The sequence below is a fragment of the Proteus vulgaris genome, from assembly GCF_016647575.1.
GTDB lineage: Bacteria > Pseudomonadota > Gammaproteobacteria > Enterobacterales > Enterobacteriaceae > Proteus > Proteus mirabilis_B.
Map to the genome: position 1 here is coordinate 4025175 of NZ_CP032663.1, position 20489 is coordinate 4045663.

The window sequence follows — 20489 nt, forward strand, 5'->3', positions numbered from 1 at the left end:
ATCGGTTAATCCGATTCTTGTAAATTTGTCTGTTTTAAGCGAAGTAAGGTGCGTCTTTCCTTTTTATCGGGACGACGTTCAGGATGAGGCATTGTTAACGCATTCATTTTTCTTGCTAGAGCAATTTTTTCTCTTTTAGCAATACTCTCTGGTGTTTCACAATAAAGTGCTTGTGCTTGCGTAGCACCTTGTCGCTGTGAACTTACCATAAGAATGGTTACTGTCCGTTCATCATTACCTTGTCGTAGGCGTATTTCAGCACCCTCTTCAACGATTTTACTTGGCTTGCCTCTCACACCATTGTAGTGAACTTTGCCGCCTTCAATCATTGTGCGAGCGATTGCGCGCGTTTTATAGAAACGTGCAGCCCAAAGCCATTTATCTAAACGGACGCCACTTTCTTGCGATGGTTGACTCATCCCTTTCTCCTTAACTTCAACTTCTTTATGAAGGCGATAGTGTAAACACATAGCCTTCCACAACAAGGGACTTACTGAGGAGGGCGATAAAAACAGTGCTCATAGTAGAGACTGATTTTATTCATGCGTTGGTTATTTTGTCGCCGACGCCGGATGATAAGAAATAGGTTCAATATTAAGAACCCAATAGCGATAAACAATAATAACGTATTCCCGATGTAATATAACATCGTCATCGAATCAGGCAGGCTATGTAAAAATATCTGTAGCGTACCATTCGCATCGACAACCATGCCCGTTATTACTCCACCTGTATCAAAAGGTGTATGCAATAAAATATCGGATAAACGTTGTAGTTCTCGCCACTGTTCTAACGGAGTAGGTTCAAACACAGAGTTTGAACTTGAAGCGTAATCAACAAGCTGTTTTCTTTCATCACTGATTAACAGCACCCCCCCCGGTGGAGGACTGTTTAACAGTATTGCGGCTTTATCTATTTCTCGGTAGATAAAAGAAGATGTGGTGGTGTCGATAAGCTTTTCCAAGGCCTCAGCACTTACTGCACGCAATAAAACATTGGTTCCAGTTAATTTACCACTTTCAGCTCGTTGAACTAATGCAGCCCAATCATTGACATTACTTAAGTTTACTAGCGCCATTTTAAGGCGAATACACTCGTTTTCTCTTGGGCATAAATCCTGTGTTTTCAACACAATGCCATCAAAATTATCTAATAGGTTCATCCCTGATTTAGTAATAGCTTGCCCTAAACTTGGGTTAACTCGGTTATTAGAAACAGGATGTAATTGCTCTTCAACCATATGCAATAAAGCAGCGGCTTTTTCTATCGTGCTCGATTCAGGCATTGGCATTGGATTACTGTTATTCCAGTAAATTCCCGAACAATCAAAAGGTGCAAAAATCGTTTTATTATTCTTACTTGATAAATTAGGTGGCATATAACACATCCCAACCCCTTTCGCTTGAATAATATCTCCGACATGCAAATCAGTTGTTTCCAACTCGGTAAAATTGGTGACTAAGTGAGGTTCTGTATCTTTAAGCCATGAAAAACTGAGCTTCATTGAAAGAGAAAGAGGCTGATAGAGATACAACATGCCAATAATAAACAGGCTCCAGAAAACGAAGATAATATTTTTAATATAGCGTTTATATGGATAATTTTTTTCTTCATCATGCAATGAAAGGTAATTTCCTTGCTTTACAACATGATGACTTGGGTACATTTCTAAATAAGTCACCTTATCAATATCGCTTTGAATGTAAGGCTCCCAATGAGGCGGATAAATGAGATCAATCCCCCCTAAAGAAACATTTTTTACCTGCCCATGATCAAAGTTACCAAAAAGCCCCCAGCGCTTTAAACGTCCTTTAAAGCAGTGGATTTCTTGTTTACGAGGTTTGATCAAAGGGTTGTGGATCAGAAAAACACCAATAGCAAGAAAAGCACTACCGGTCGCTAGGATCCAAGGAAGAAAAACTTGAGGCATCATTAAGGCTGTTAGGCACAACGTAAACCCTATACAAATAAAAGAACCATCCCAAAAACCAGATGAGTTATGTAATCGATATTCTTCGTTTGTTTCTTCTCGGATTTGTAATAAGTGAGCCGCATCACCTTCATTCTTTTGAATTGTTGATGAACCATTTGCCAATATTGGCTCAGAAAGCTGCTTTAAACTTAAAGCAGAAAAATGAATTTTTTCATCTTTTAAGAAATGACCATTCACACCCACAACGATGGGGATCGAGGGGGTGCAGACAACATCAAGAACGTTTTCTTGCTGAAGATAAGGAACAAGCAGTGGGGGAATATGAATTTCAACAGCATCAATATAGTAACGCCAATGATTTAATCCTTCACTAGAACCCGCAAAGCGATTAACGATATTTCTTAATGTAGTAACGACTTCGCCTTTAACTGGCATCTCGGGGAAGTTTTGTAATGAATAGCCAGAAGAGAAATCAGAGGTACCAAAATAAGATAAATAATCACTAATAAGCCCATAGTCATCAGAAGTGAGCTTGCGATAAGTAGGTTTAGCGAGGGATGGGAGATGATGTGAGCCATCAAGCCGCCTTCTTTTAAAGAATAGAAAGGCGGCCATTATAAATAGGCTTATCATCAAGATAGCCAATATAATGACTGATAATCTCATTTTTTCCCCATGCTTATACTGATGCTGCGTAGTAACAATAACAAATTTAAAACCCTGCCTAACATAAGGCAATTCCTATTCTTTTGTTCTATTTTTTATTTAAATACAATAGATTATATTTTTGCTGTCGCGTTATAATTTATATCTCTTATCAAGTTTATATCCGCTAACAACGCTATCTTCAGGTAAAATAGCGAATCAATAAATAATAATATTCTCAAAAAATCAATAAATAACTAGGTTGGATAGCGGAGTGTACTCAATTTTCCTTTAAAAGCTAAATCTAATTGTTAGATTTATTTTGTCATTAATGTGTTAAATTCAGGTTAATCTCTATTCTGCCAGGGACTGTTATGAAAGAACTTAAAAAACCCAATATATTAAGCGTTGATAACATCGCCCGTTCTCGATTATTTCAGATCCAATCCGTTAATCTGGAGTTTAGTAACGGAGAAAAACGTACTTATGAGCGAATGAAACCAGCTAATCGTGAAGCCGTTATGATTGTTCCTATCATTGATGACAATCTTATTCTTATTCGTGAATACGCCGTTGGTATCGAAAATTACGATTTTGGTTTTCCCAAAGGCGCAATTGATCCCGGTGAAAATGCCCTGCAAGCCGCAAACCGCGAACTAAAAGAAGAAATTGGCTATGGTGCCCATTCATTAATAGAACTTGCAAAGCTTTCTATGGCGCCGTCTTACTTTTCTAGCAAAATGAACATTGTTATTGCGCATGACCTTTATCCAGAACAACTTGAAGGTGATGAACCTGAACCACTGTTCCAAATACGTTGGCCTATCGCAAAAATGATGGATTTACTCGACCATCCAGACTTCACAGAAGCTCGTAGCGTCAGTGCTCTCTTCTTAGCCCATCGCTATCTATTACAAAATAAGTAGATAATAAAAAACCGGACTTTGACATCCGGTTTTTATTTTCGATTAATTAGAATAACTCGTTAGACTCGCCATTATCCTCAAAAATCTGTGTTCCTACTTCATTTTTTGCTCTTTCTGTCGGTTGGGTTCCATCAATAAAATATTCTTTCATTGAAGAGCCATCACCTGCCAGCTTTCCTGTTCTTCTATCAATTTGAACAGCGACGACACCTTTTGGTGCAGGCATCATATTAACTGGCACACCATCCAGAGCCACTTTCATAAAGTCGTTCCAAATAGGTTGTGCTGTTTTAGCACCCGCTTCACCGCCACTAGCAGCAGTTCGACCTAAATTGCGGCTACTGTCATCAAAGCCAATCCAAGCTGTGGCAACAATATTGGCACCATATCCAGAGAACCACGCATCTTTAGAGCTGTTTGTTGTTCCTGTCTTACCACCAATATCTTGGCGTTTAAGATCACGAACGGCACGCCAACCTGTACCAGACCATCCAGGTTCACCCACAAGGTTTGTTCTTAATGCATCATGCATTAAGTAAGCCAGTGGAGTGCTGATAACGTGTGGTGCATAAGGGCTTTCTTTTACAGTTTCAGCTAATGGTGCTTGCTCTAATTCAATTTCAGGCTCAGCTGTTTCAGGCTGAGATTTATTAGATTGAGCAACGTTTTCCATATAGTCATCAGATAATGCAATAGAACGCATTGTATCGCCGTAAATAACAGGGATATCTGTACAATCTGGGCAAGCTACTTTCGGTTTTGCAGTAAACAGCTCTTCACCATCAGCATTTTCAATACGTTGGATATAATAAGGCTCGATGAGATATCCGCCGTTTGCCATAACAGCAAACCCTCGTACCATTTGCATTGGTGTAAATGATGGTGAACCTAATGCTAAAGATTCTGTTCTATCAATATTTTGATTAGGGAAACCAAAGCGCAATAGATAATCAGCGGCATAATCCACACCCATTGCGCGCATTGCTCGTACCATTACTACGTTTTTAGACTGACCTAAACCTTGGCGTAAACGAATAGGACCGGCATAAGTTGGCGGTGAGTTTTTAGGACGCCAATCTGTACCTGCACCAGCATCCCAACGGCTAATAGGTAAATCATTAAGTAGTGTCGATAACGTCAACCCTTTATCTAACGCCGCAGCATATAAGAAAGGTTTAATGTTTGAACCGACTTGGCGTAAAGATTGAGAAACACGGTTAAATTTACTGATCTCAAAATCAAAACCACCAACAAGCGCAATAATCCCTCCATTGATTGGATCTAATGCAACAAATGCTGCATTAACACCCGGAAGTTGCGCTAATACCCAACTGTTTTCGTTATTTTGACGTACCCAAATTTGCTCACCAACATGGACAACGGCATCAACTTTTGTCGGTGTTGCACCTTGAGAAGTGTCAGAAATAAATTTACGAGCCCAACGAACCGCTTTTAAATCTAACGTAATGTTGTCACCCGTTTTTAAGATAACTTTGGCTTCTTTAGCATCCGCAGATAACACAACAGCCGGAATTAAAGGACCATAAGTTTGGATCCCTTTTAATTTCTTGTTGATAGCTTCGTTATCCCATGGCGTTTGCCCTTCACTCCATAAAACTTCTTGAGCACCTCGGTAACCATGACGCATATCGTAATCGATAACATTGTCACGCAACGCTTTTTCTGCTGCTAGTTGATCTTTACGAACAACCGTAGTGTAGATTTTATAGCCATCTGTATAAGCATTTTCACCATAGCGCTCATACATCTCCATTCTCACCATTTCTGTGAGATAAGGTGCGGAGAAATCAATTTGCGGTGCATGGTATTTAGCAACTATCGGCTCTGCTCTTGCACTTTCATACTGTGCACGAGTGATATAGTTCTCTTCATACATACGCTGTAAAACGACATTACGACGTTTTAAGGCACGATCATAAGAATAGAGCGGGTTAAGTGTTGATGGCGCTTTTGGTAAGCCAGCAATCACTGCCATTTCATTTAGACTAAGCTCATGAACACTCTTACCAAAGTAAACGTAAGCCGCAGCACCGACACCATAAGCTCGGTTACCTAGATAAATTTTATTTAGATACAACGCTAAAATTTCATCTTTAGTAAGCTCTTTCTCAATGCGGATCGCCAAAAAAGCTTCTTTGATTTTTCGCATTAATTTCTTTTCTGGTGTTAAAAAGAAATTTCGAGCTAATTGTTGCGTGATGGTACTCGCGCCTTGAGAGGCTTGTCCTGATGTTAATGCCACGACAACAGCACGTGAGATCCCAATAGGGTCAATACCGTGGTGTTCACGAAAACGCGTATCTTCTGTTGCGATAAAGGCATTAATAAGTTGAGGAGGCATTTCCTCCAATGTTAGCGGTAAACGACGTTTTTCGCCGTATTGCGCGATCAACTCTCCGTCTGCACTAAATACCTGCATAGGGGTTTGTAAACGAACATCTTTTAATGTCGCGACATCGGGTAACTGAGGCTCAACATACTTATACATACCGTATATCGAGGCTGCTCCCAAAATTATGCAAGCAAAAACGAAGATGAAAAAATATTTTAAGAACTTCACCTTAAATTTCCCATGTAGTGTGAATTGGGCGGTTTATAAACAAACAGTGCGTAGTATAAAGGTAACGCCTCTTTGAAAATAGGCAATTACTCATCAATAGATATGGATATCATTTATGGAAACACACAATTACCAGATTGGTATTGAAATTAACACTCATCATATCAATGCAGTTTTGGTATTTCAGCAGAATAAACAATGGAAGATCGGTGCATTTTGGCAATTCCCTTTACCTCTTAATGACGATTTAAATGGCACAAAATTAAGAAAAATCCTAATAGATTGGCGTAAAAAATTGCCCTCTATTAATAATGTTACGCTTTCGCTACCTGATATTTATGAAAACTATCAAATTATTCCACTGCCTCATGCTATTTCCCTTACATCAGCAGCATGTTATCGGTTAGCGCAACTACGAGCCACATCTTACACACAAAATACGAAAATCCCTGTTAATTTTGATTATCGACAAAATAAAGGGAAACTCGCTATTCATCTGTGCCATAAAACGATTTTAGATAAGTATATTGACTTATTTTCTCTAATAAACTTAACAATAACTGCGATTGATATCCCTGCATGTGCACTACGCTATTTAGCCTCTCACCTTGATATTTCACCTCAAAATCCACTTTTTTACTGTAAAAACAAAACGCTATTTTGGGTATCATCTGATGAAAACATGCCCCATTACGGCACGCTCTCTTATGAAAACCAACAAGAACAGCAAGCCTGTATTGACCAGTTAATAGAAAAATATCATTGGCCATTAGAGCAGTGTTATTTAACAGGTGATAATGAGAAATATTTTAGTCAGTTAATGCCTGTTTGGCCCAATCTTTCCCATGATTTATTTAAAACAACGCCAAATAAAGATCTCATTCCGCTTGTTGCATTGGGTTTGGCATTACGCCCTGAAGAGGTGTTATGTATCAAGTAAATTACCTACCTTGGCGGCACAGGTTATTTAGACAAAAAGCATGGTTATGGCTTTCTCAAACGCTATCATTAGTCGCAATCACTTTCGTGATTTGTAGCTATTACACTTACCATCTAACACAAAAGCGAACACACATAACAGCGCAACAACGTCAAACACAACAACAAGAAGATTTATTACTAAAACAGCTCGATATATATCAAGAACAAAGAAAGCAGACACTTTTACGCTATCAACACTATTCACTCTATTATCAAAACTGGCTGCGCTATTTACATTACATTCGCTTCTTTCGTGCTATCGAAACGCATCTTCCTTCAGCAGGTTGGATTAGCCACTATGATGAAGCCGATAATCAACGCTCACTGCACCTTACTCTCCCCAATACACAATCACTCTCCTTTATTACCAATCTTAAAAGTCACCCTGTTTTAGCCTCTTTAACGTTGAGCTATTTACAACAAAGCAAAGCTGATCCGTCTTATACAGAAGTACATTTAAACGGAAAATCAGAAGAGCTAGATCGAGAGTACGAAAATGAAGAAGATGAGGGAAGCCAATGAGAATAAATGCACAATGGTTGTTATTTATTGCGTTTTTACCTAAGTGGAAACTCACTTTACTGAGCTTAATTATACCTTTTATTGCCTTTCTATTTTATTACCTCTTTATCTACACAGATTACCAGCAAGAGATAACTCAACAATACATAGAAATGGCTCAAAGACTACAGCGCATTAATCACCATCAAAGTACGTTAGAGACAATACCTTCTATTAATTCACTGATCACACAGCAAATAGAGTATGACATTCCATTAAATAACTCACCAGTTAGTGAGCAATTACAACGCTTATTGATGACTTATCACTTTATACCGGAGATTTGGGAAGTCATGCCTAACTCTTTATATAAACTTACTTTTACTTTGTCTTACTCACAGTTTTTAACGCTATTGGAATACCTTAATCAAACGAGCTTAGCGCTTATTTCTCTGAATATTGTTCCAATAGAAACCCATTTAATTTCAGTACAAATGAGCCTGACAGAGCTAAGTTATCCTAGCGCAATACAGGGTGATATATCATGAAGATAGGAATTTTAATTGTCATCTTATTTATGGCAACTGCCATTTGGGCTCATACCAGAGATCCCTTCTTTCCTGAGAATATCGAAGATGAAAAAATATCATCCACATTTATTGAAGAGCGAACATCAACCACAGAGCAGCCTGAAGAATTACATCATCAGCTTTATTCTTTAAATTATGCTGATGCTGAGAAATTAGGTGAACAACTAAGTAATCATACCATTCCATTACTTAGTCAGCAGGGGCGCATTATTGTAGATAGTGAATCAAACAGTCTTTCTATAGTTGATAATAGTAAGACACTGTCTGAAATTGAGGATTGGTTAAAATTACGGGATACTCCCCAACAACAAGTTCATATCACCGCACATATTGTGAGTAGCAGTCAGGATGCTTTAAATGAATTAGGCACTCAGTGGGGATTACAAGCCTTAAAAACACAAACTGAAGCCGCATCTACAATACCTAATGCTATTCCAACAACCTCTTCACTTAATTCAACGTTATCGACCCCTTCACTTTCTGCTTTATCACTCCATCAAAACACCAAAAATCCCCTTCACTATATTGCATTTAATATTGCCAGAATTAATGGGCGTCTATTAGAGCTTGAATTAAGCGCGTTAGAGCAAGAAAAACAGTTATCTATTATTGCAAGTCCACGGCTAACGACTGCTCATGAAAAAACAGCATCCATCAAACAAGGAACGGAGATCCCCTATGTCAGCCGAGATAATGAAATGACACGAGTTCAATTTAAAGAGGCTGTCTTGGGTATGGAAGTAACCCCCATGATCCAAAGAAATAAAAAGATAAGATTAATACTTAAAATTAGTCAAAACACACCGGGTATTGCACTTGTTCAAGGTGGAAGTGAACATCTATCTATCGATAAACAAGAGATCAGCACAGAAGTGACTATTCGTGATGGAGAAACCATTATGTTAGGCGGTATATTTCAGCAAAAACAACAAGAACACACGGCAAAGATCCCTTTCTTATCCTCTATTCCATTACTAGGCGTACTTTTCAGTCATAAAAGAGATCAACACAGCCGCCATGAATTGGTTATTTTTATTACACCCAAATTAATCTAATTTTTTATGCAATAAATACTTTTATTATAAAATACAAAGCACTATATGTTTTTTACTAGGATTAAACTGAGAGTTATTCATTGTTTTTTCTTATAATCAGTATTTATAGATTTGACGATGAGGACGATTTAGCTTACAAGGGTTAGCTAATTTGAGTGAGCCTGAAACATCACAATAAAAATACGGATACATTTTATGCACTTCCTCTATTCTTGGAGGTAGGGCTTTTTATATGTAATATTGATCGATTGATGACGAAAAAGACAATATTATCAGATGCGGTTTTCCGACTAAATTGTGTTAGAATCTCCGCGTTGCCAACAAAGATAATTACTTTTTTTAGTAGTTTTTGTTATGTACTGTGGGCAAAGGGATTTTTATCCTATGTTGTCGCTTATGACAGCATGTGGTTATTTTATAGCGATCTACTGAAAGAACTCAGTCTTATTATGAGAGTAGATAACAAATGTTATCAGGTGTGAATTAGATAAACACTCATAAATTTCAGTTTAGGTCCCGTCGCTGAATGAATTTGGCGGGGCGGGTTATCATTAACGAATATCTTAGTAATACCAAAAACATGGCAGAGAAACGTAATATCTTTCTGGTTGGGCCTATGGGTGCCGGCAAAAGCACTATTGGTCGTCAGTTAGCTCAACAACTTAGTATGGAGTTTTATGATTCCGATCAGGAAATTGAGCGGCGTACAGGTGCGGATGTAGGTTGGGTATTTGATGTTGAAGGCGAAGAAGGCTTCCGTCAACGAGAAGAGAAAATAATCAACGAACTCACTGAAAAACAAGGCATTGTACTTGCAACAGGTGGTGGTTCGGTGAAATCGCGAGAAACCCGTAACAGACTATCTGCACGTGGTGTGGTTGTTTATTTAGAAACCAATATTGAAAAACAACTCGCTCGTACCCAACGTGATAAAAAACGTCCTTTATTGCAAGGTGTTGAACCTGTGCGCGATGTCCTAGAGACATTAGCTGAAGAACGTAATCCTCTTTATGAAGAGATTGCTGACATCACTATTCATACTGATGATCAGAGTGCAAAAATTGTAGCCAATCAAATAATTGAATTATTAGAACAAAACTAATAAATTCAGCTATTTATAAGGTTAAGTAAAGACAATAAGAAGAAGGCCACTGTTATGGAAAAAATCACTGTCACATTAGGTGAAAGAAGCTATCCCATTACCATTGCTTCTGGCCTTTTTCATCAAGAAGATACCTTTTTACCTTTAAAATCAGGGCAGCAAGTTATGATAGTCACAAACGTGACACTTGCTCCACTCTATTTAGAAAAGGTAACAGACACCTTAAAAAAACAAGGTGTTTTGGTTGATAGCGTGATTTTACCTGACGGTGAACAATATAAATCGCTTGAGATCATGAATGATGTCTTTACTGCATTATTAGAAAAAAATCACAATCGAGATACAACACTTATCGCATTAGGTGGTGGTGTTATTGGTGATCTAACCGGTTTTGCCGCAGCAAGCTATCAACGTGGTGTTCGCTTTATCCAAGTACCAACAACACTATTGTCACAAGTTGACTCTTCTGTTGGTGGAAAAACCGCAGTTAATCACCCTCTTGGCAAAAACATGATTGGTGCGTTTTATCAGCCCGCTTCTGTTGTTATCGATCTCGATTGTCTTGCCACATTACCGCCTCGTGAACTTTCATCGGGTTTAGCTGAAGTTATTAAATATGGCATCATTTTAGATAAAGACTTTTTTATCTGGCTTGAAAATAATATTGATAAACTCTTGGCTCTTGATCCTAAAGCTATGGCTTTTTGTATCCGTCGTTGCTGCGAGCTAAAAGCTGACGTCGTTGCTGCTGATGAAAAAGAAACAAGTGGTTTACGCGCACTACTCAACCTTGGCCATACTTATGGACACGCCATTGAAGCTCATATGGGATATGGTGTTTGGTTGCATGGTGAAGCCGTTGCTGCAGGTATGGTAATGGCGGCAAGAACATCTCAAGCGCTTGATCAATTCACTGAAGAAGAGACTCAACGTGTTATTCAATTGCTTGAGAAAGCTAATCTCCCCGTCAACGGTCCTATTGAAATGACACCTGATGACTATTTGCCTCATATGATGAGAGACAAAAAGGTATCTGGTGGCAAATTACACCTAGTTTTACCAAAAGGTATCGGTCAATCCGAATTACGTGCCGATATTACTCGCGAACAAGTCCGCAAAGCGATAACATCTTGCATTAATGCAAATTAAGCTCCCCATTACCTGACAAGAAACAAACCAGAATATTCATTTAAGGAAAATTCTGGTTAATATTGTCAAATGCAACGTTTCAGAAAAAGCGTTTCATCCTTATACTATGAGGTAATGGCTAAGGCTGAATAGAATATTTTTCGCTTTTTGACGCTCTGACGGAGGGCATAATGGACGAGTTCAAACCTGACAATGAAACCAAGGGTGATAATTCACTCAAACCTGATACATCGGATAGACCTGAACGTCGAACCAACCGACCTCGTAGCAATCCATTAAAAAACGCACGATTCTCTGTATCCCGTCAACAGATGATGATTGGTGTAGGTGTTTTAGTCCTTATTCTGCTAATTATCGCAATAAGTTCAGCATTAAAATCACCAGAAACAACTGAACCTACCTCTCCGACCAATACAGAAAGAAATATCGATCTGTCTCAGCAACCGTCATCCGTTACGCCTTCAGAAAATGATCAGCCATCAACACCTCAATCTATTTCTGGGCAAGATATACAGCCTGCGACACCACCTTCACAAAATTTACCGCCAATGATTGATTCGCAAGGTCAACGTGTTGAGATCCCTGGAGATATCGTTGATTCATTAAATCAACAACAAGCGGGCATAAATCAAGCGACTAGCCAGCAATTAAATGCACAACAACCAAAACCAGTACAACCTGTTACACAGCCACCCGCTACCAAACCTGTACAAAAACCGGCTGAAGTAAAAACACCACCGACAAAACCGGTAACACCACCAGCAACAACACAACCTAAACCTACAACAACTAAACCTGTTGTTTCAGGCTCATTATCAGCAGGTAATTTAAGTGCTATTCCTGCTACTAACTATACGTTGCAATTAAGTGGTGCAAGTCGCCAAGATACCTTAGAGGCTTTCGCTAAAAAGAACCTCAATGGAAACTACGCTATTTACAAAACACAGCGTAACGGTAACCCATGGTATGTACTCATCTATGGAAATTATCGTAATATAAGCGAAGCCAAACAGGCCGTTTCTTCTTTACCAGCGCCAGTGCAAGCAAAACAACCTTGGGTTAGACCGATGAAACATGTTCATCAGGATCTAAAAAAATAATTAAGACGAAGTTCACCGCTGATATGCTGTCTGAAACAGAGTACAATCGGCGACTCTGAAACGATTGAGAAATTTGGACGGCATGAAAAAAAAACGCGCATTCCTAAAATGGGCTGGTGGTAAATATCCTTTGGTAGATGACATTAAACGTCATCTGCCCGAGGGTAATTGTTTAATTGAACCTTTTATGGGTGCCGGTTCTGTTTTTTTGAATACAGAATACGATTCATATATTCTTGCCGATATAAATAGTGATCTAATTCATCTCTATAATACGGTAAAGCAACATCCTGAAAAATTTATGAAGGATGCCCGCTTATTATTTACCCCTCAAATGAATATCGCAGAAGAGTTTTATCAACTACGACAAGACTTTAATCGTTCAACGGACGCTTATCAGCGTAGTGTGTTATTTCTCTATCTTAACCGTCATTGCTACAACGGGCTGTGTCGTTATAATTCAAAAGGCGAATACAACGTCCCTTTTGGTCGTTATAAAAAACCTTATTTTCCTGAAGCCGAGCTAATTTGGTTTTCTGAAAAAGCCCAAAAAGCCGAATTTGTTTGCCAAAGCTATTCATCAACTATGACAAATGCAAAAAAAGGCGCCGTCGTTTATTGCGATCCTCCTTATGCACCATTATCACCGACTGCAAATTTCACGTCATACCATACAAATAGCTTTAGTTTTCAAGAGCAGGAACATCTGGCTCAACTTGCCTCAATGCTGGCTTACGAGAGACAGATACCCGTGTTAATATCAAATCATGAGACTGCGTTAACAAAAGAGTGGTATGTAGACGCAAAAGAGCTACACAGTGTGAAAGTCAGAAGAACAATCAGTAGCAACACACTCGGTCGTAGCAAAGTGAACGAATTACTTGCCTTATATAAATAATCGTTAACACCTCCCGACAATGGGAGTGTTGTCTGGAGAATGCGATGAAAGATTTTCTGATTGCCCCTTCTATTTTATCCGCTGATTTTGCTCGCCTTGGTGAAGATACTGAAAAAGTGCTCGCAGCGGGTGCTGATGTTGTCCACTTCGATGTCATGGATAACCACTATGTTCCTAATCTGACATTTGGTGCGCCAATTTGTAAGGCTCTACGTAACTACGGCATTACAGCACCTATTGATGTTCATCTAATGGTTAAACCTGTTGACCGTATCATCCCTGATTTTGCAAACGCGGGTGCAACTTATATCTCATTTCACGCTGAAGCCAGTGACCACGTCGATCGTACTATTCAATTAATTAAAGATTGTGGTTGTAAAGCAGGTTTAGTGCTTAATCCAGCAACCCCATTAAACTATCTCGACTATGTTATGGATAAATTGGATCTTATTCTGCTGATGTCTGTTAACCCAGGCTTTGGTGGACAATCATTTATTCCTAATACCCTCGATAAATTACGCCAAGTTCGTAAGATGATTGACGATGGTGGTTATGACATTCGTTTAGAAATTGATGGCGGTGTCAAAGTCGATAATATTGCTGAAATTGCGCAAGCTGGCGCTGATATGTTCGTTGCTGGCTCTGCTATTTTCAATCAGCCAGACTATAAGCATGTTATCGACAATATGCGCCGTGAATTAGAAAAGGTATCGTAATGACAGATAAAAAACTCAAAGGTATCCGTGCTATCGCCTTTGATCTTGATGGCACTCTCACCGACAGCGCTGTCGGTCTTACCGAAGCAACAGACTACGCATTAAAAGCAAAAGGTTTCCCTCCAGCTGGCAAACATAATGTCACTATCTGGGTTGGAAACGGCGTGGATATGCTACTAACACGCGCTTTACACAATGCAGGTGTCGAGGATGTGACTGATACCTTATTAAAAGAGATGCGTGATCTTTTTGATCAACATTATGCAACCTCAGTCAAAACAGGCAGTGATTTATTCCCTCATGTTAAAGAAACCCTTGAAGTATTAGCTTCACACAATATTCCTCTGGGTATCGTGACAAACAAACCAACACCATTTATTGCACCATTACTACAACAGCTGGAAATTGAAAAATATTTTTCCTTAGTGTTAGGTGGCGATGATGTGAAAGAAAAAAAACCGCATCCAGCACCATTATATTTAACAATGGGCACGTTTGGTGTTAAAAAGGAAGAACTCCTTTTTGTTGGGGATTCTCGCAACGATATTATTGCAGCACAAGCGGCTGAGTGCCCTTGCGTAGGTTTAACCTACGGCTATAACTACGGCGTATCTATTGCAGACAGCAAACCTGATTTTACTCTCGATAATTTTGCTGACTTGCTCTCTATCCTCGATATCACGCCAATGACAACTGTGGAACAGAATTAAAATGACGACTTCAGTAGAAAAAACGGCACAAAAGCCAATTGTATTCAGTGGTGCACAACCTTCTGGTGAATTAACTATCGGAAACTATATGGGTGCACTGCGTCAATGGGTACAAATGCAAGATGACTATGATTGCATTTACTGTATCGTTGACCAACACGCCATTACAGTACGCCAAGATCCTAAAGAGCTAAGAAAAAGAACCTTAGATACACTGGCTCTGTATCTTGCTTGTGGTATTGATCCAGAAAAAAGCACTATTTTTGTTCAGTCACATGTTCCACAACATGCACAATTAAGCTGGGCACTTAACTGCTATACCTATTTTGGTGAATTGAGCCGAATGACTCAATTTAAAGATAAATCAGCTCGTCACTCTGAAAACATCAACGCAGGGTTATTCGATTATCCTGTATTAATGGCAGCGGATATTCTGATTTATCAAACAAACCAAGTACCTGTTGGTATCGACCAAAAACAACATCTTGAATTAAGCCGTGATATTGCTCAGCGCTTTAACGCTATTTATGGCGATATCTTCACCGTACCAGATCCTTTTATTCCAAAAGGCGGTGCTCGTGTAATGGCATTACAAGATCCGACTAAAAAAATGTCTAAGTCTGATGATAACCGTAATAACGTTATCGCATTGCTGGAAGATCCAAAAGCAGCAGCTAAAAAGATCAAACGTGCAATGACAGACTCAGAAGAGCCACCTCGCGTTATTTACGATCTTGAAAACAAAGCAGGTGTCTCTAACTTACTCGATATTTTAGCGGGTGTTACAGGTAAAACGATCCCTGAATTAGAAGCTGAATTTGAAGGCCAAATGTACGGTCATCTAAAAGGTGCTGTCGCTGATGCAGTATCTGAAATGCTAACCAACATTCAAGAGCGTTTTAACACTTTCCGTAATGATGAAGCACTGCTCAATAAAATCATGAAAGAAGGTGCTGATAAAGCCAAAGCTCGCGCTCAAGCAACCTTAGATAAGGTTTATGACGCAATCGGATTTATTGCACATCCATAATTTTTCGTTAATACATAAAAAACACCTCGCCTATTTTTAGGGAGGTGTTTTTTTTAGTAAAGAGGGATTATTGGGTTCTTAATACCACAAGCGTACGCATATCTCGCTAAGGTATCTACACTCGCTTTAGTAATATTATTTTCTATTCTGGTAATTACTGGTGGTGTTACACCCATTCGCTCAGCAACTTGTGCTTTTGTCAGATTATCGCGTTTTCGCCATTGGGCCAATGTGTCTCTCAATTTTTCCTTGCGCGTTTCATCATCCCAAGCCACACGATATTCTTCATCTTCCATCATCTCATTATGTAATTCTTTATGACTTCTCAATTTCATTGAGCACCTCCATCAATCGTTTTTAGGCGATCTCAATCTCTTTCTTTGATATTTTTTGTGTTTTCTTAATAAAGACACGAAGCATAATAATTGTATTTCTTTTATGGTATATCCATATGCCTCTAGCAATATCAGTACCCATAGTACGGATCTCGAAAAGACCATCCCCTAAATATTTTGTATCAGGCTCTCTTAATAAACGAGCATCGTGCTCTATCTTAGTAATAAGTTTATCGTATTTAACTCGTATTTGAAGAGGTAACTCTAATACTTCATTCCAAGCATTTGGGTGGTATAAAATCTCAAACACAAGCTTTTCCTTAACTTAAAATTAGCCTACAAGCTAATTTTTATTAATAATAATATTAATTATCAATAAGTTAACTATTTACTCTTTAAATAACCGTCGATTAAAACTCTCAATAGTTTGATTTTGCAGTCTTAACTGCATAGTCTTGCTCCAACTTGCTGATAATCCGGCAGCACTTAATAAACGATGATAAAGCTCTTCATCAAATGGCATATGAAAAGCAATCGAAATCGCTTCTTTAACAGAGACATCACTGTTTCTTGAAACCAAGACAAGCGGATGATGACTACCTGTTTCACCTGTACTCACAACACGATACAACCAACCACAATAACCACTATCTTGCATAATTTGCGAAAAGTTACTGACTTCAGTCACTGTGTTAAGTTTGTAGCAAGGAGAGCGAGGTTGAGTCACTTGAATTAATGCTGTTCCCCACTGATAAATATCACCAATAAAGACATTCTCTTCTGTCATACCTGTTGTTGAGATATTTTCACCAAATGCAGAGGCATGAAAAAAGTCTGTCAATTGTGGGAATTGCTCAGCCCAATAAAGATAATGCTCTTTAGGATAGTGACAAAGTGCGCGATCAGGGCCACCGTGAAAACTCTTTTCTGCTTGCTCATCACCTTCTAATCCCAGTGATGTTAATTTGATATGGCCATCCACCAGCCTTTTGGTGATCGCACTGGTAAATCCATTAGATGTTGTTGTGACATTACCGATAAAAACACTAGGAAAATAACGCATAGCTCACTACCTAAACAGAAAAGAATAACTCATAGTAAAGATAGTGTTCAAAAGAAACAATGCCGACAAATGTCGGCATTGAAAATATAAAAGAGAAAGGAAGCTATCTACTCAATTATGCTTTGCTCTGAAAACGCTTTTGCGCTTCATCCCAGTTAACCACCGACCAGAACGCTTTAATATAATCAGGGCGACGATTTTGATATTTTAAGTAGTAAGCATGCTCCCACACATCTAACCCTACAATTGGGTAACCAGATGCGCCAGCTAACTCTTCACCCATTAATGGGCTATCTTGGTTTGCTGTAGAAACTACCGCAAGTTTGCCATCGTCTTTTAATACTAACCAAGCCCAACCAGAACCAAAACGGCTAGCAGCTGCTTTTTCAAATAACTCTTTAAAGGCATCAACACTACCAAAATCACGTTCAATCGCGTCTTTTAGTGAACCTTGTAATTGAGTGCCTAGCTTCAGACCTTTCCAGAATAATGAGTGGTTAGAGTGACCACCTGCGTTATTACGTAAAAAAGTACGTTGATCGGCAGGCACTTTATGAAGATTTTTAACTAACTCATCAATCTCTAAGCCAGCAAGCTCAGGTAACTTTTCTAATGCGGTGTTGGTATTATTCACATAAGTTTGATGATGCTTAGTATGGTGAATTTCCATTGTACGCTCATCAAAGTGAGGCTCTAATGCATCATAAGCATAAGGCAGTGCAGGTAATGTATAGCTCATATTAATCTCCAGTGCTGTTTTATCTTGGATCACACCATGTGATTTATCTTTTCATTTCATTATAGTGAAAAAAACGTTAATGAAAATCATTATCATATCCATATTATTTTTGTGGTTTTTTTATCCAGCACGGTTAAATTAATTTTCACAGTATATTATTTTAATTTAAAAGCGTTCTATTAAACGATGATCCTATTAAACAAGAAAATAGTAGATAAATAATGCCTAGCTAGCTTTAGCACTAATTGAACATTCCATGAAAAGCATTTCCATTAATTCGTGATCTTCTGCGCAAAAAAGAAACAATCTTTATTCGCCCTCTTTTGTTAACGACTTTTTGACATAGTATTAACAACAGTGAGGAGAACTATTATGACAAAAATAAACCAACATCATATTCCTGCAAGCATTGCAGAACACGCCCTGATCAATAAAGAGCAATACCAAAAAGATTATGAATTATCCATCAAAAACCCAGAGGCCTTTTGGGCAGATAAAGGGAAAATCATTGACTGGATAAAACCATATACTGTGGTAAAGAATACTTCTTTTGACCCAGGCCATGTACGCATTCGCTGGTTTGAAGATGGTCAGCTAAATATCAGTCAAAACTGTCTTGATCGCCACCTTAAAACACGAGGAGATCAAGTCGCCATTATTTGGGAAGGCGACTCACCGAATGAGTCGAAAAAAATCACTTACCGACAACTCCATCAAGATGTTTGCCAGTTCGCTAACGTATTAAAAAACTTAGGTATTAAAAAAGGCGATGTTGTGGCGATTTATATGCCGATGGTGCCAGAAGCCGCGGTTGCTATGCTCGCTTGTACTCGTATTGGAGCTATCCATTCTGTCATTTTTGGCGGTTTCTCTCCTGAAGCTGTTGCAGGTCGGATCATCGATTCAAAAGCTAAATTAGTGATCACAGCTGATGAAGGATTACGTGCGGGTCGCGCTATCCCGTTAAAGAAAAATGTTGATGATGCTTTAAATCATGCCGATATCCCTCCTATTAATCATGTAGTGGTATTTCGTCGAACAGGACATACCGAACAATGGATTGAAGGACGTGATGTTTGGTGGGATGAAATCATTCAAGGTGTCAGCACAGAATGTGATGTTGAAGTTATGGACGCGGAAGATCCTCTCTTTATTCTGTATACCTCTGGCTCAACAGGTAAACCTAAAGGTGTACTGCACACAACTGGGGGCTATCTCGTTTATGCATCAATGACCTTTAAATACACCTTTGATTATCACGAAGGCGATATTTATTGGTGTACCGCTGATGTGGGTTGGGTAACAGGACACAGCTACTTACTGTATGGTCCTCTTTCAAATGGTGCCACTACCGTTATGTTTGAAGGTGTTCCTAATTATCCATCGGTTAACCGTATGGCCCAAGTTGTTGATAAGCACCAAATCAATATCTTATACACTGCACCTACCGCAATCCGTGCATTAATGGCTGAGGGTGATAAAGCGATTGAAGGTACTCGACGTACTTCTCTGCGTATTCTAGGCTCTGTAGGTGAACCTATTAACCCTGAAGCATGGGAATGGTTCTATCAGAAGATGGGGCGTAGCCAATGTCCTATTGTTGATACATGGTGGCAAACAGAAACCGGTGGTTTCATGATAACGCCATTGCCGGGTGCTATGGACCTAAAACCGGGTTCAGCAACACGTCCTTTCTTCGGTGTTCAGCCAGCAATTGTCGATAATATGGGAGAAGTACAACAAGGGGCTTGCGAAGGCAACTTAGTGATTACTGATTCTTGGCCGGGTCAAGCAAGAACACTTTTTGGTGATCATGAGCGTTTTGAACAAACTTACTTCTCAACCTTTAAAGGTATGTATTTCTCTGGTGATGGTGCTCGCCGTGATGAAGATGGTGACTATTGGATAACAGGACGTGTTGATGATGTCTTGAATATTTCAGGTCACCGTTTAGGAACAGCAGAGATTGAATCCGCTCTTGTTGCACACCCTAAAATTGCAGAAGCCGCAGTAGTTGGTATTCCTCACAATATTAAAGGGCAAGCTATTTATGCTTATGTCACTTTAAATCACGGTGAAGAGCCAACACCTGAACTTTACACTGAAGTTCGCAACTGGGTACGTAAAGAAATAGGACCAATAGCCACACCAGATATCCTACATTGGACAGATTCCTTACCCAAAACACGATCAGGGAAAATTATGCGTCGTATCTTGCGTAAAATTGCCTCTGGCGACACAACTAACCTCGGGGATACCTCAACACTCGCTGATCCGGGTGTTGTAGAGAAACTGTTAGAAGAAAAACAGTCTCTATCACTCACTGCTTAACACACAACAAATAGCTGTCATTTAAAAAACGTAATACGACAAAGCAAAGGCATGAAAATGTCTTTGCTGGGCTCTCTTACCTAAAAATCATGAAATGCGGGGGA

Annotated in this window: 20 protein-coding genes; 13 read left to right on the top strand and 7 right to left on the bottom strand. The window is 39.1% G+C overall.

What is annotated here, in order from left to right; all coding sequences use genetic code 11:
- Nucleotides 1-5: 5 nt before the first annotated feature.
- Both hslR and umoB read right to left on the bottom strand, forming a co-directional pair.
- Complete coding sequence (gene hslR, locus D7029_RS18375; RefSeq protein WP_194951483.1) at nt 6-419, bottom strand: ribosome-associated heat shock protein Hsp15; 414 nt, start codon at nt 417-419, stop codon at nt 6-8.
- A gap of 71 nt (nt 420-490) precedes the next feature.
- Nucleotides 491-2599, bottom strand: coding sequence for a flagellar biogenesis regulator UmoB (gene umoB / locus D7029_RS18380; RefSeq protein WP_088494210.1), 2109 nt, complete (start codon nt 2597-2599; stop codon nt 491-493).
- Nucleotides 2600-2952: 353 nt separating this feature from the next.
- Here umoB and nudE point away from each other — a divergent pair, with 353 nt between their 5' ends.
- Nucleotides 2953-3504 (top strand): ADP compounds hydrolase NudE, encoded by a 552-nt coding sequence (gene nudE, locus D7029_RS18385; RefSeq protein WP_194951484.1) that lies wholly within the window; start codon nt 2953-2955, stop codon nt 3502-3504.
- 46 nt (nt 3505-3550) lie between these two features.
- Here nudE and mrcA read toward each other — a convergent pair whose 3' ends face one another.
- Nucleotides 3551-6085: a peptidoglycan glycosyltransferase/peptidoglycan DD-transpeptidase MrcA gene (mrcA, locus tag D7029_RS18390; RefSeq protein ID WP_194951485.1), complete on the bottom strand. Its 2535-nt coding sequence runs from the start codon at nt 6083-6085 to the stop codon at nt 3551-3553.
- A 115-nt stretch (nt 6086-6200) separates the two neighbouring features.
- Between mrcA and D7029_RS18395 the strand changes: the two genes are divergently transcribed.
- The 11 genes from D7029_RS18395 to trpS all read left to right on the top strand — a co-directional run bounded on the left by D7029_RS18395 (nt 6201) and on the right by trpS (nt 15917).
- Nucleotides 6201-7025 carry a hypothetical protein gene (locus tag D7029_RS18395; protein ID WP_194951486.1) on the top strand — a complete coding sequence of 275 codons (825 nt, stop codon included), beginning with the start codon at nt 6201-6203 and terminating at the stop codon, nt 7023-7025.
- Entirely contained in the window at nt 7013-7588 is a 576-nt protein-coding gene (locus D7029_RS18400; protein ID WP_194951487.1) for a fimbrial assembly protein, read from the top strand. The genes D7029_RS18395 and D7029_RS18400 overlap by 13 nt, the downstream gene beginning before the upstream one ends.
- A complete protein-coding gene (locus tag D7029_RS18405) occupies nt 7585-8115 on the top strand; it encodes a hypothetical protein (protein WP_194951488.1) in 531 nt (176 codons plus the stop codon). Before D7029_RS18400 ends, D7029_RS18405 begins: the two co-directional genes overlap by 4 nt.
- Nucleotides 8112-9212: a type IV pilus secretin PilQ gene (pilQ, locus tag D7029_RS18410; RefSeq protein WP_194951489.1), complete on the top strand. Its 1101-nt coding sequence runs from the start codon at nt 8112-8114 to the stop codon at nt 9210-9212. Before D7029_RS18405 ends, pilQ begins: the two co-directional genes overlap by 4 nt.
- Before the next feature lie 580 nt (nt 9213-9792).
- On the top strand, nt 9793-10314 hold the full coding sequence (gene aroK / locus D7029_RS18415) for a shikimate kinase AroK (RefSeq protein WP_036914409.1): 522 nt from the start codon (nt 9793-9795) through the stop codon (nt 10312-10314).
- Nucleotides 10315-10368: 54 nt separating this feature from the next.
- A complete protein-coding gene (gene aroB / locus D7029_RS18420) occupies nt 10369-11463 on the top strand; it encodes a 3-dehydroquinate synthase (protein WP_194951490.1) in 1095 nt (364 codons plus the stop codon).
- Nucleotides 11464-11633: 170 nt separating this feature from the next.
- Nucleotides 11634-12563, top strand: a complete 930-nt coding sequence (locus tag D7029_RS18425) for an SPOR domain-containing protein (RefSeq protein ID WP_194951491.1) — start codon at nt 11634-11636, stop codon at nt 12561-12563.
- An 82-nt stretch (nt 12564-12645) separates the two neighbouring features.
- The gene (gene dam / locus D7029_RS18430; protein ID WP_194951492.1) at nt 12646-13461 is read left to right on the top strand and encodes an adenine-specific DNA-methyltransferase; all 816 of its coding nucleotides are present in this window, start codon (nt 12646-12648) and stop codon (nt 13459-13461) included.
- Nucleotides 13462-13505: 44 nt separating this feature from the next.
- The gene (gene rpe, locus D7029_RS18435; protein ID WP_099076132.1) at nt 13506-14177 is read left to right on the top strand and encodes a ribulose-phosphate 3-epimerase; all 672 of its coding nucleotides are present in this window, start codon (nt 13506-13508) and stop codon (nt 14175-14177) included.
- On the top strand, nt 14177-14887 hold the full coding sequence (locus tag D7029_RS18440) for a phosphoglycolate phosphatase (RefSeq protein ID WP_194951493.1): 711 nt from the start codon (nt 14177-14179) through the stop codon (nt 14885-14887). Before rpe ends, D7029_RS18440 begins: the two co-directional genes overlap by 1 nt.
- A gap of 1 nt (nt 14888) precedes the next feature.
- Nucleotides 14889-15917: a tryptophan--tRNA ligase gene (trpS, locus tag D7029_RS18445; protein ID WP_075672602.1), complete on the top strand. Its 1029-nt coding sequence runs from the start codon at nt 14889-14891 to the stop codon at nt 15915-15917.
- A 53-nt stretch (nt 15918-15970) separates the two neighbouring features.
- Here trpS and D7029_RS18450 read toward each other — a convergent pair whose 3' ends face one another.
- The 4 genes from D7029_RS18450 to sodA all read right to left on the bottom strand — a co-directional run bounded on the left by D7029_RS18450 (nt 15971) and on the right by sodA (nt 18054).
- Nucleotides 15971-16252 (bottom strand): helix-turn-helix domain-containing protein, encoded by a 282-nt coding sequence (locus D7029_RS18450; protein WP_088494199.1) that lies wholly within the window; start codon nt 16250-16252, stop codon nt 15971-15973.
- Between the two features lie 22 nt (nt 16253-16274).
- Nucleotides 16275-16562: a type II toxin-antitoxin system RelE/ParE family toxin gene (locus D7029_RS18455; RefSeq protein ID WP_194951494.1), complete on the bottom strand. Its 288-nt coding sequence runs from the start codon at nt 16560-16562 to the stop codon at nt 16275-16277.
- Between the two features lie 78 nt (nt 16563-16640).
- Nucleotides 16641-17315, bottom strand: a complete 675-nt coding sequence (gene yiiM, locus D7029_RS18460; protein WP_194951495.1) for a 6-hydroxyaminopurine reductase — start codon at nt 17313-17315, stop codon at nt 16641-16643.
- Nucleotides 17316-17430: 115 nt separating this feature from the next.
- Entirely contained in the window at nt 17431-18054 is a 624-nt protein-coding gene (gene sodA, locus D7029_RS18465) for a superoxide dismutase [Mn] (protein ID WP_075672604.1), read from the bottom strand.
- Nucleotides 18055-18426: 372 nt separating this feature from the next.
- On the opposite strand from sodA, the gene acs reads away from it, so the two are divergent.
- Entirely contained in the window at nt 18427-20385 is a 1959-nt protein-coding gene (acs, locus tag D7029_RS18470) for an acetate--CoA ligase (protein ID WP_194951496.1), read from the top strand.
- Nucleotides 20386-20489 lie beyond the last annotated feature (104 nt).

Excerpts from the sequence above, each read along its gene's own strand:
- aroK (WP_036914409.1), top strand. The coding sequence starts at position 9,793 with ATGGCAGAGAAACGTAATATCTTTCTGGTTGGGCCTATGGGTGCCGGC.
- yiiM (WP_194951495.1), bottom strand. The coding sequence starts at position 17,315 with ATGCGTTATTTTCCTAGTGTTTTTATCGGTAATGTCACAACAACATCT.
- acs (WP_194951496.1), top strand. The coding sequence starts at position 18,427 with ATGACAAAAATAAACCAACATCATATTCCTGCAAGCATTGCAGAACAC.
- umoB (WP_088494210.1), bottom strand. The coding sequence starts at position 2,599 with ATGAGATTATCAGTCATTATATTGGCTATCTTGATGATAAGCCTATTT.
- D7029_RS18395 (WP_194951486.1), top strand. The coding sequence starts at position 6,201 with ATGGAAACACACAATTACCAGATTGGTATTGAAATTAACACTCATCAT.
- sodA (WP_075672604.1), bottom strand. The coding sequence starts at position 18,054 with ATGAGCTATACATTACCTGCACTGCCTTATGCTTATGATGCATTAGAG.
- D7029_RS18450 (WP_088494199.1), bottom strand. The coding sequence starts at position 16,252 with ATGAAATTGAGAAGTCATAAAGAATTACATAATGAGATGATGGAAGAT.
- trpS (WP_075672602.1), top strand. The coding sequence starts at position 14,889 with ATGACGACTTCAGTAGAAAAAACGGCACAAAAGCCAATTGTATTCAGT.
- aroB (WP_194951490.1), top strand. The coding sequence starts at position 10,369 with ATGGAAAAAATCACTGTCACATTAGGTGAAAGAAGCTATCCCATTACC.
- D7029_RS18425 (WP_194951491.1), top strand. The coding sequence starts at position 11,634 with ATGGACGAGTTCAAACCTGACAATGAAACCAAGGGTGATAATTCACTC.
- pilQ (WP_194951489.1), top strand. The coding sequence starts at position 8,112 with ATGAAGATAGGAATTTTAATTGTCATCTTATTTATGGCAACTGCCATT.
- nudE (WP_194951484.1), top strand. The coding sequence starts at position 2,953 with ATGAAAGAACTTAAAAAACCCAATATATTAAGCGTTGATAACATCGCC.
- D7029_RS18440 (WP_194951493.1), top strand. The coding sequence starts at position 14,177 with ATGACAGATAAAAAACTCAAAGGTATCCGTGCTATCGCCTTTGATCTT.
- rpe (WP_099076132.1), top strand. The coding sequence starts at position 13,506 with ATGAAAGATTTTCTGATTGCCCCTTCTATTTTATCCGCTGATTTTGCT.
- dam (WP_194951492.1), top strand. The coding sequence starts at position 12,646 with ATGAAAAAAAAACGCGCATTCCTAAAATGGGCTGGTGGTAAATATCCT.
- D7029_RS18405 (WP_194951488.1), top strand. The coding sequence starts at position 7,585 with ATGAGAATAAATGCACAATGGTTGTTATTTATTGCGTTTTTACCTAAG.
- hslR (WP_194951483.1), bottom strand. The coding sequence starts at position 419 with ATGAGTCAACCATCGCAAGAAAGTGGCGTCCGTTTAGATAAATGGCTT.
- D7029_RS18400 (WP_194951487.1), top strand. The coding sequence starts at position 7,013 with ATGTATCAAGTAAATTACCTACCTTGGCGGCACAGGTTATTTAGACAA.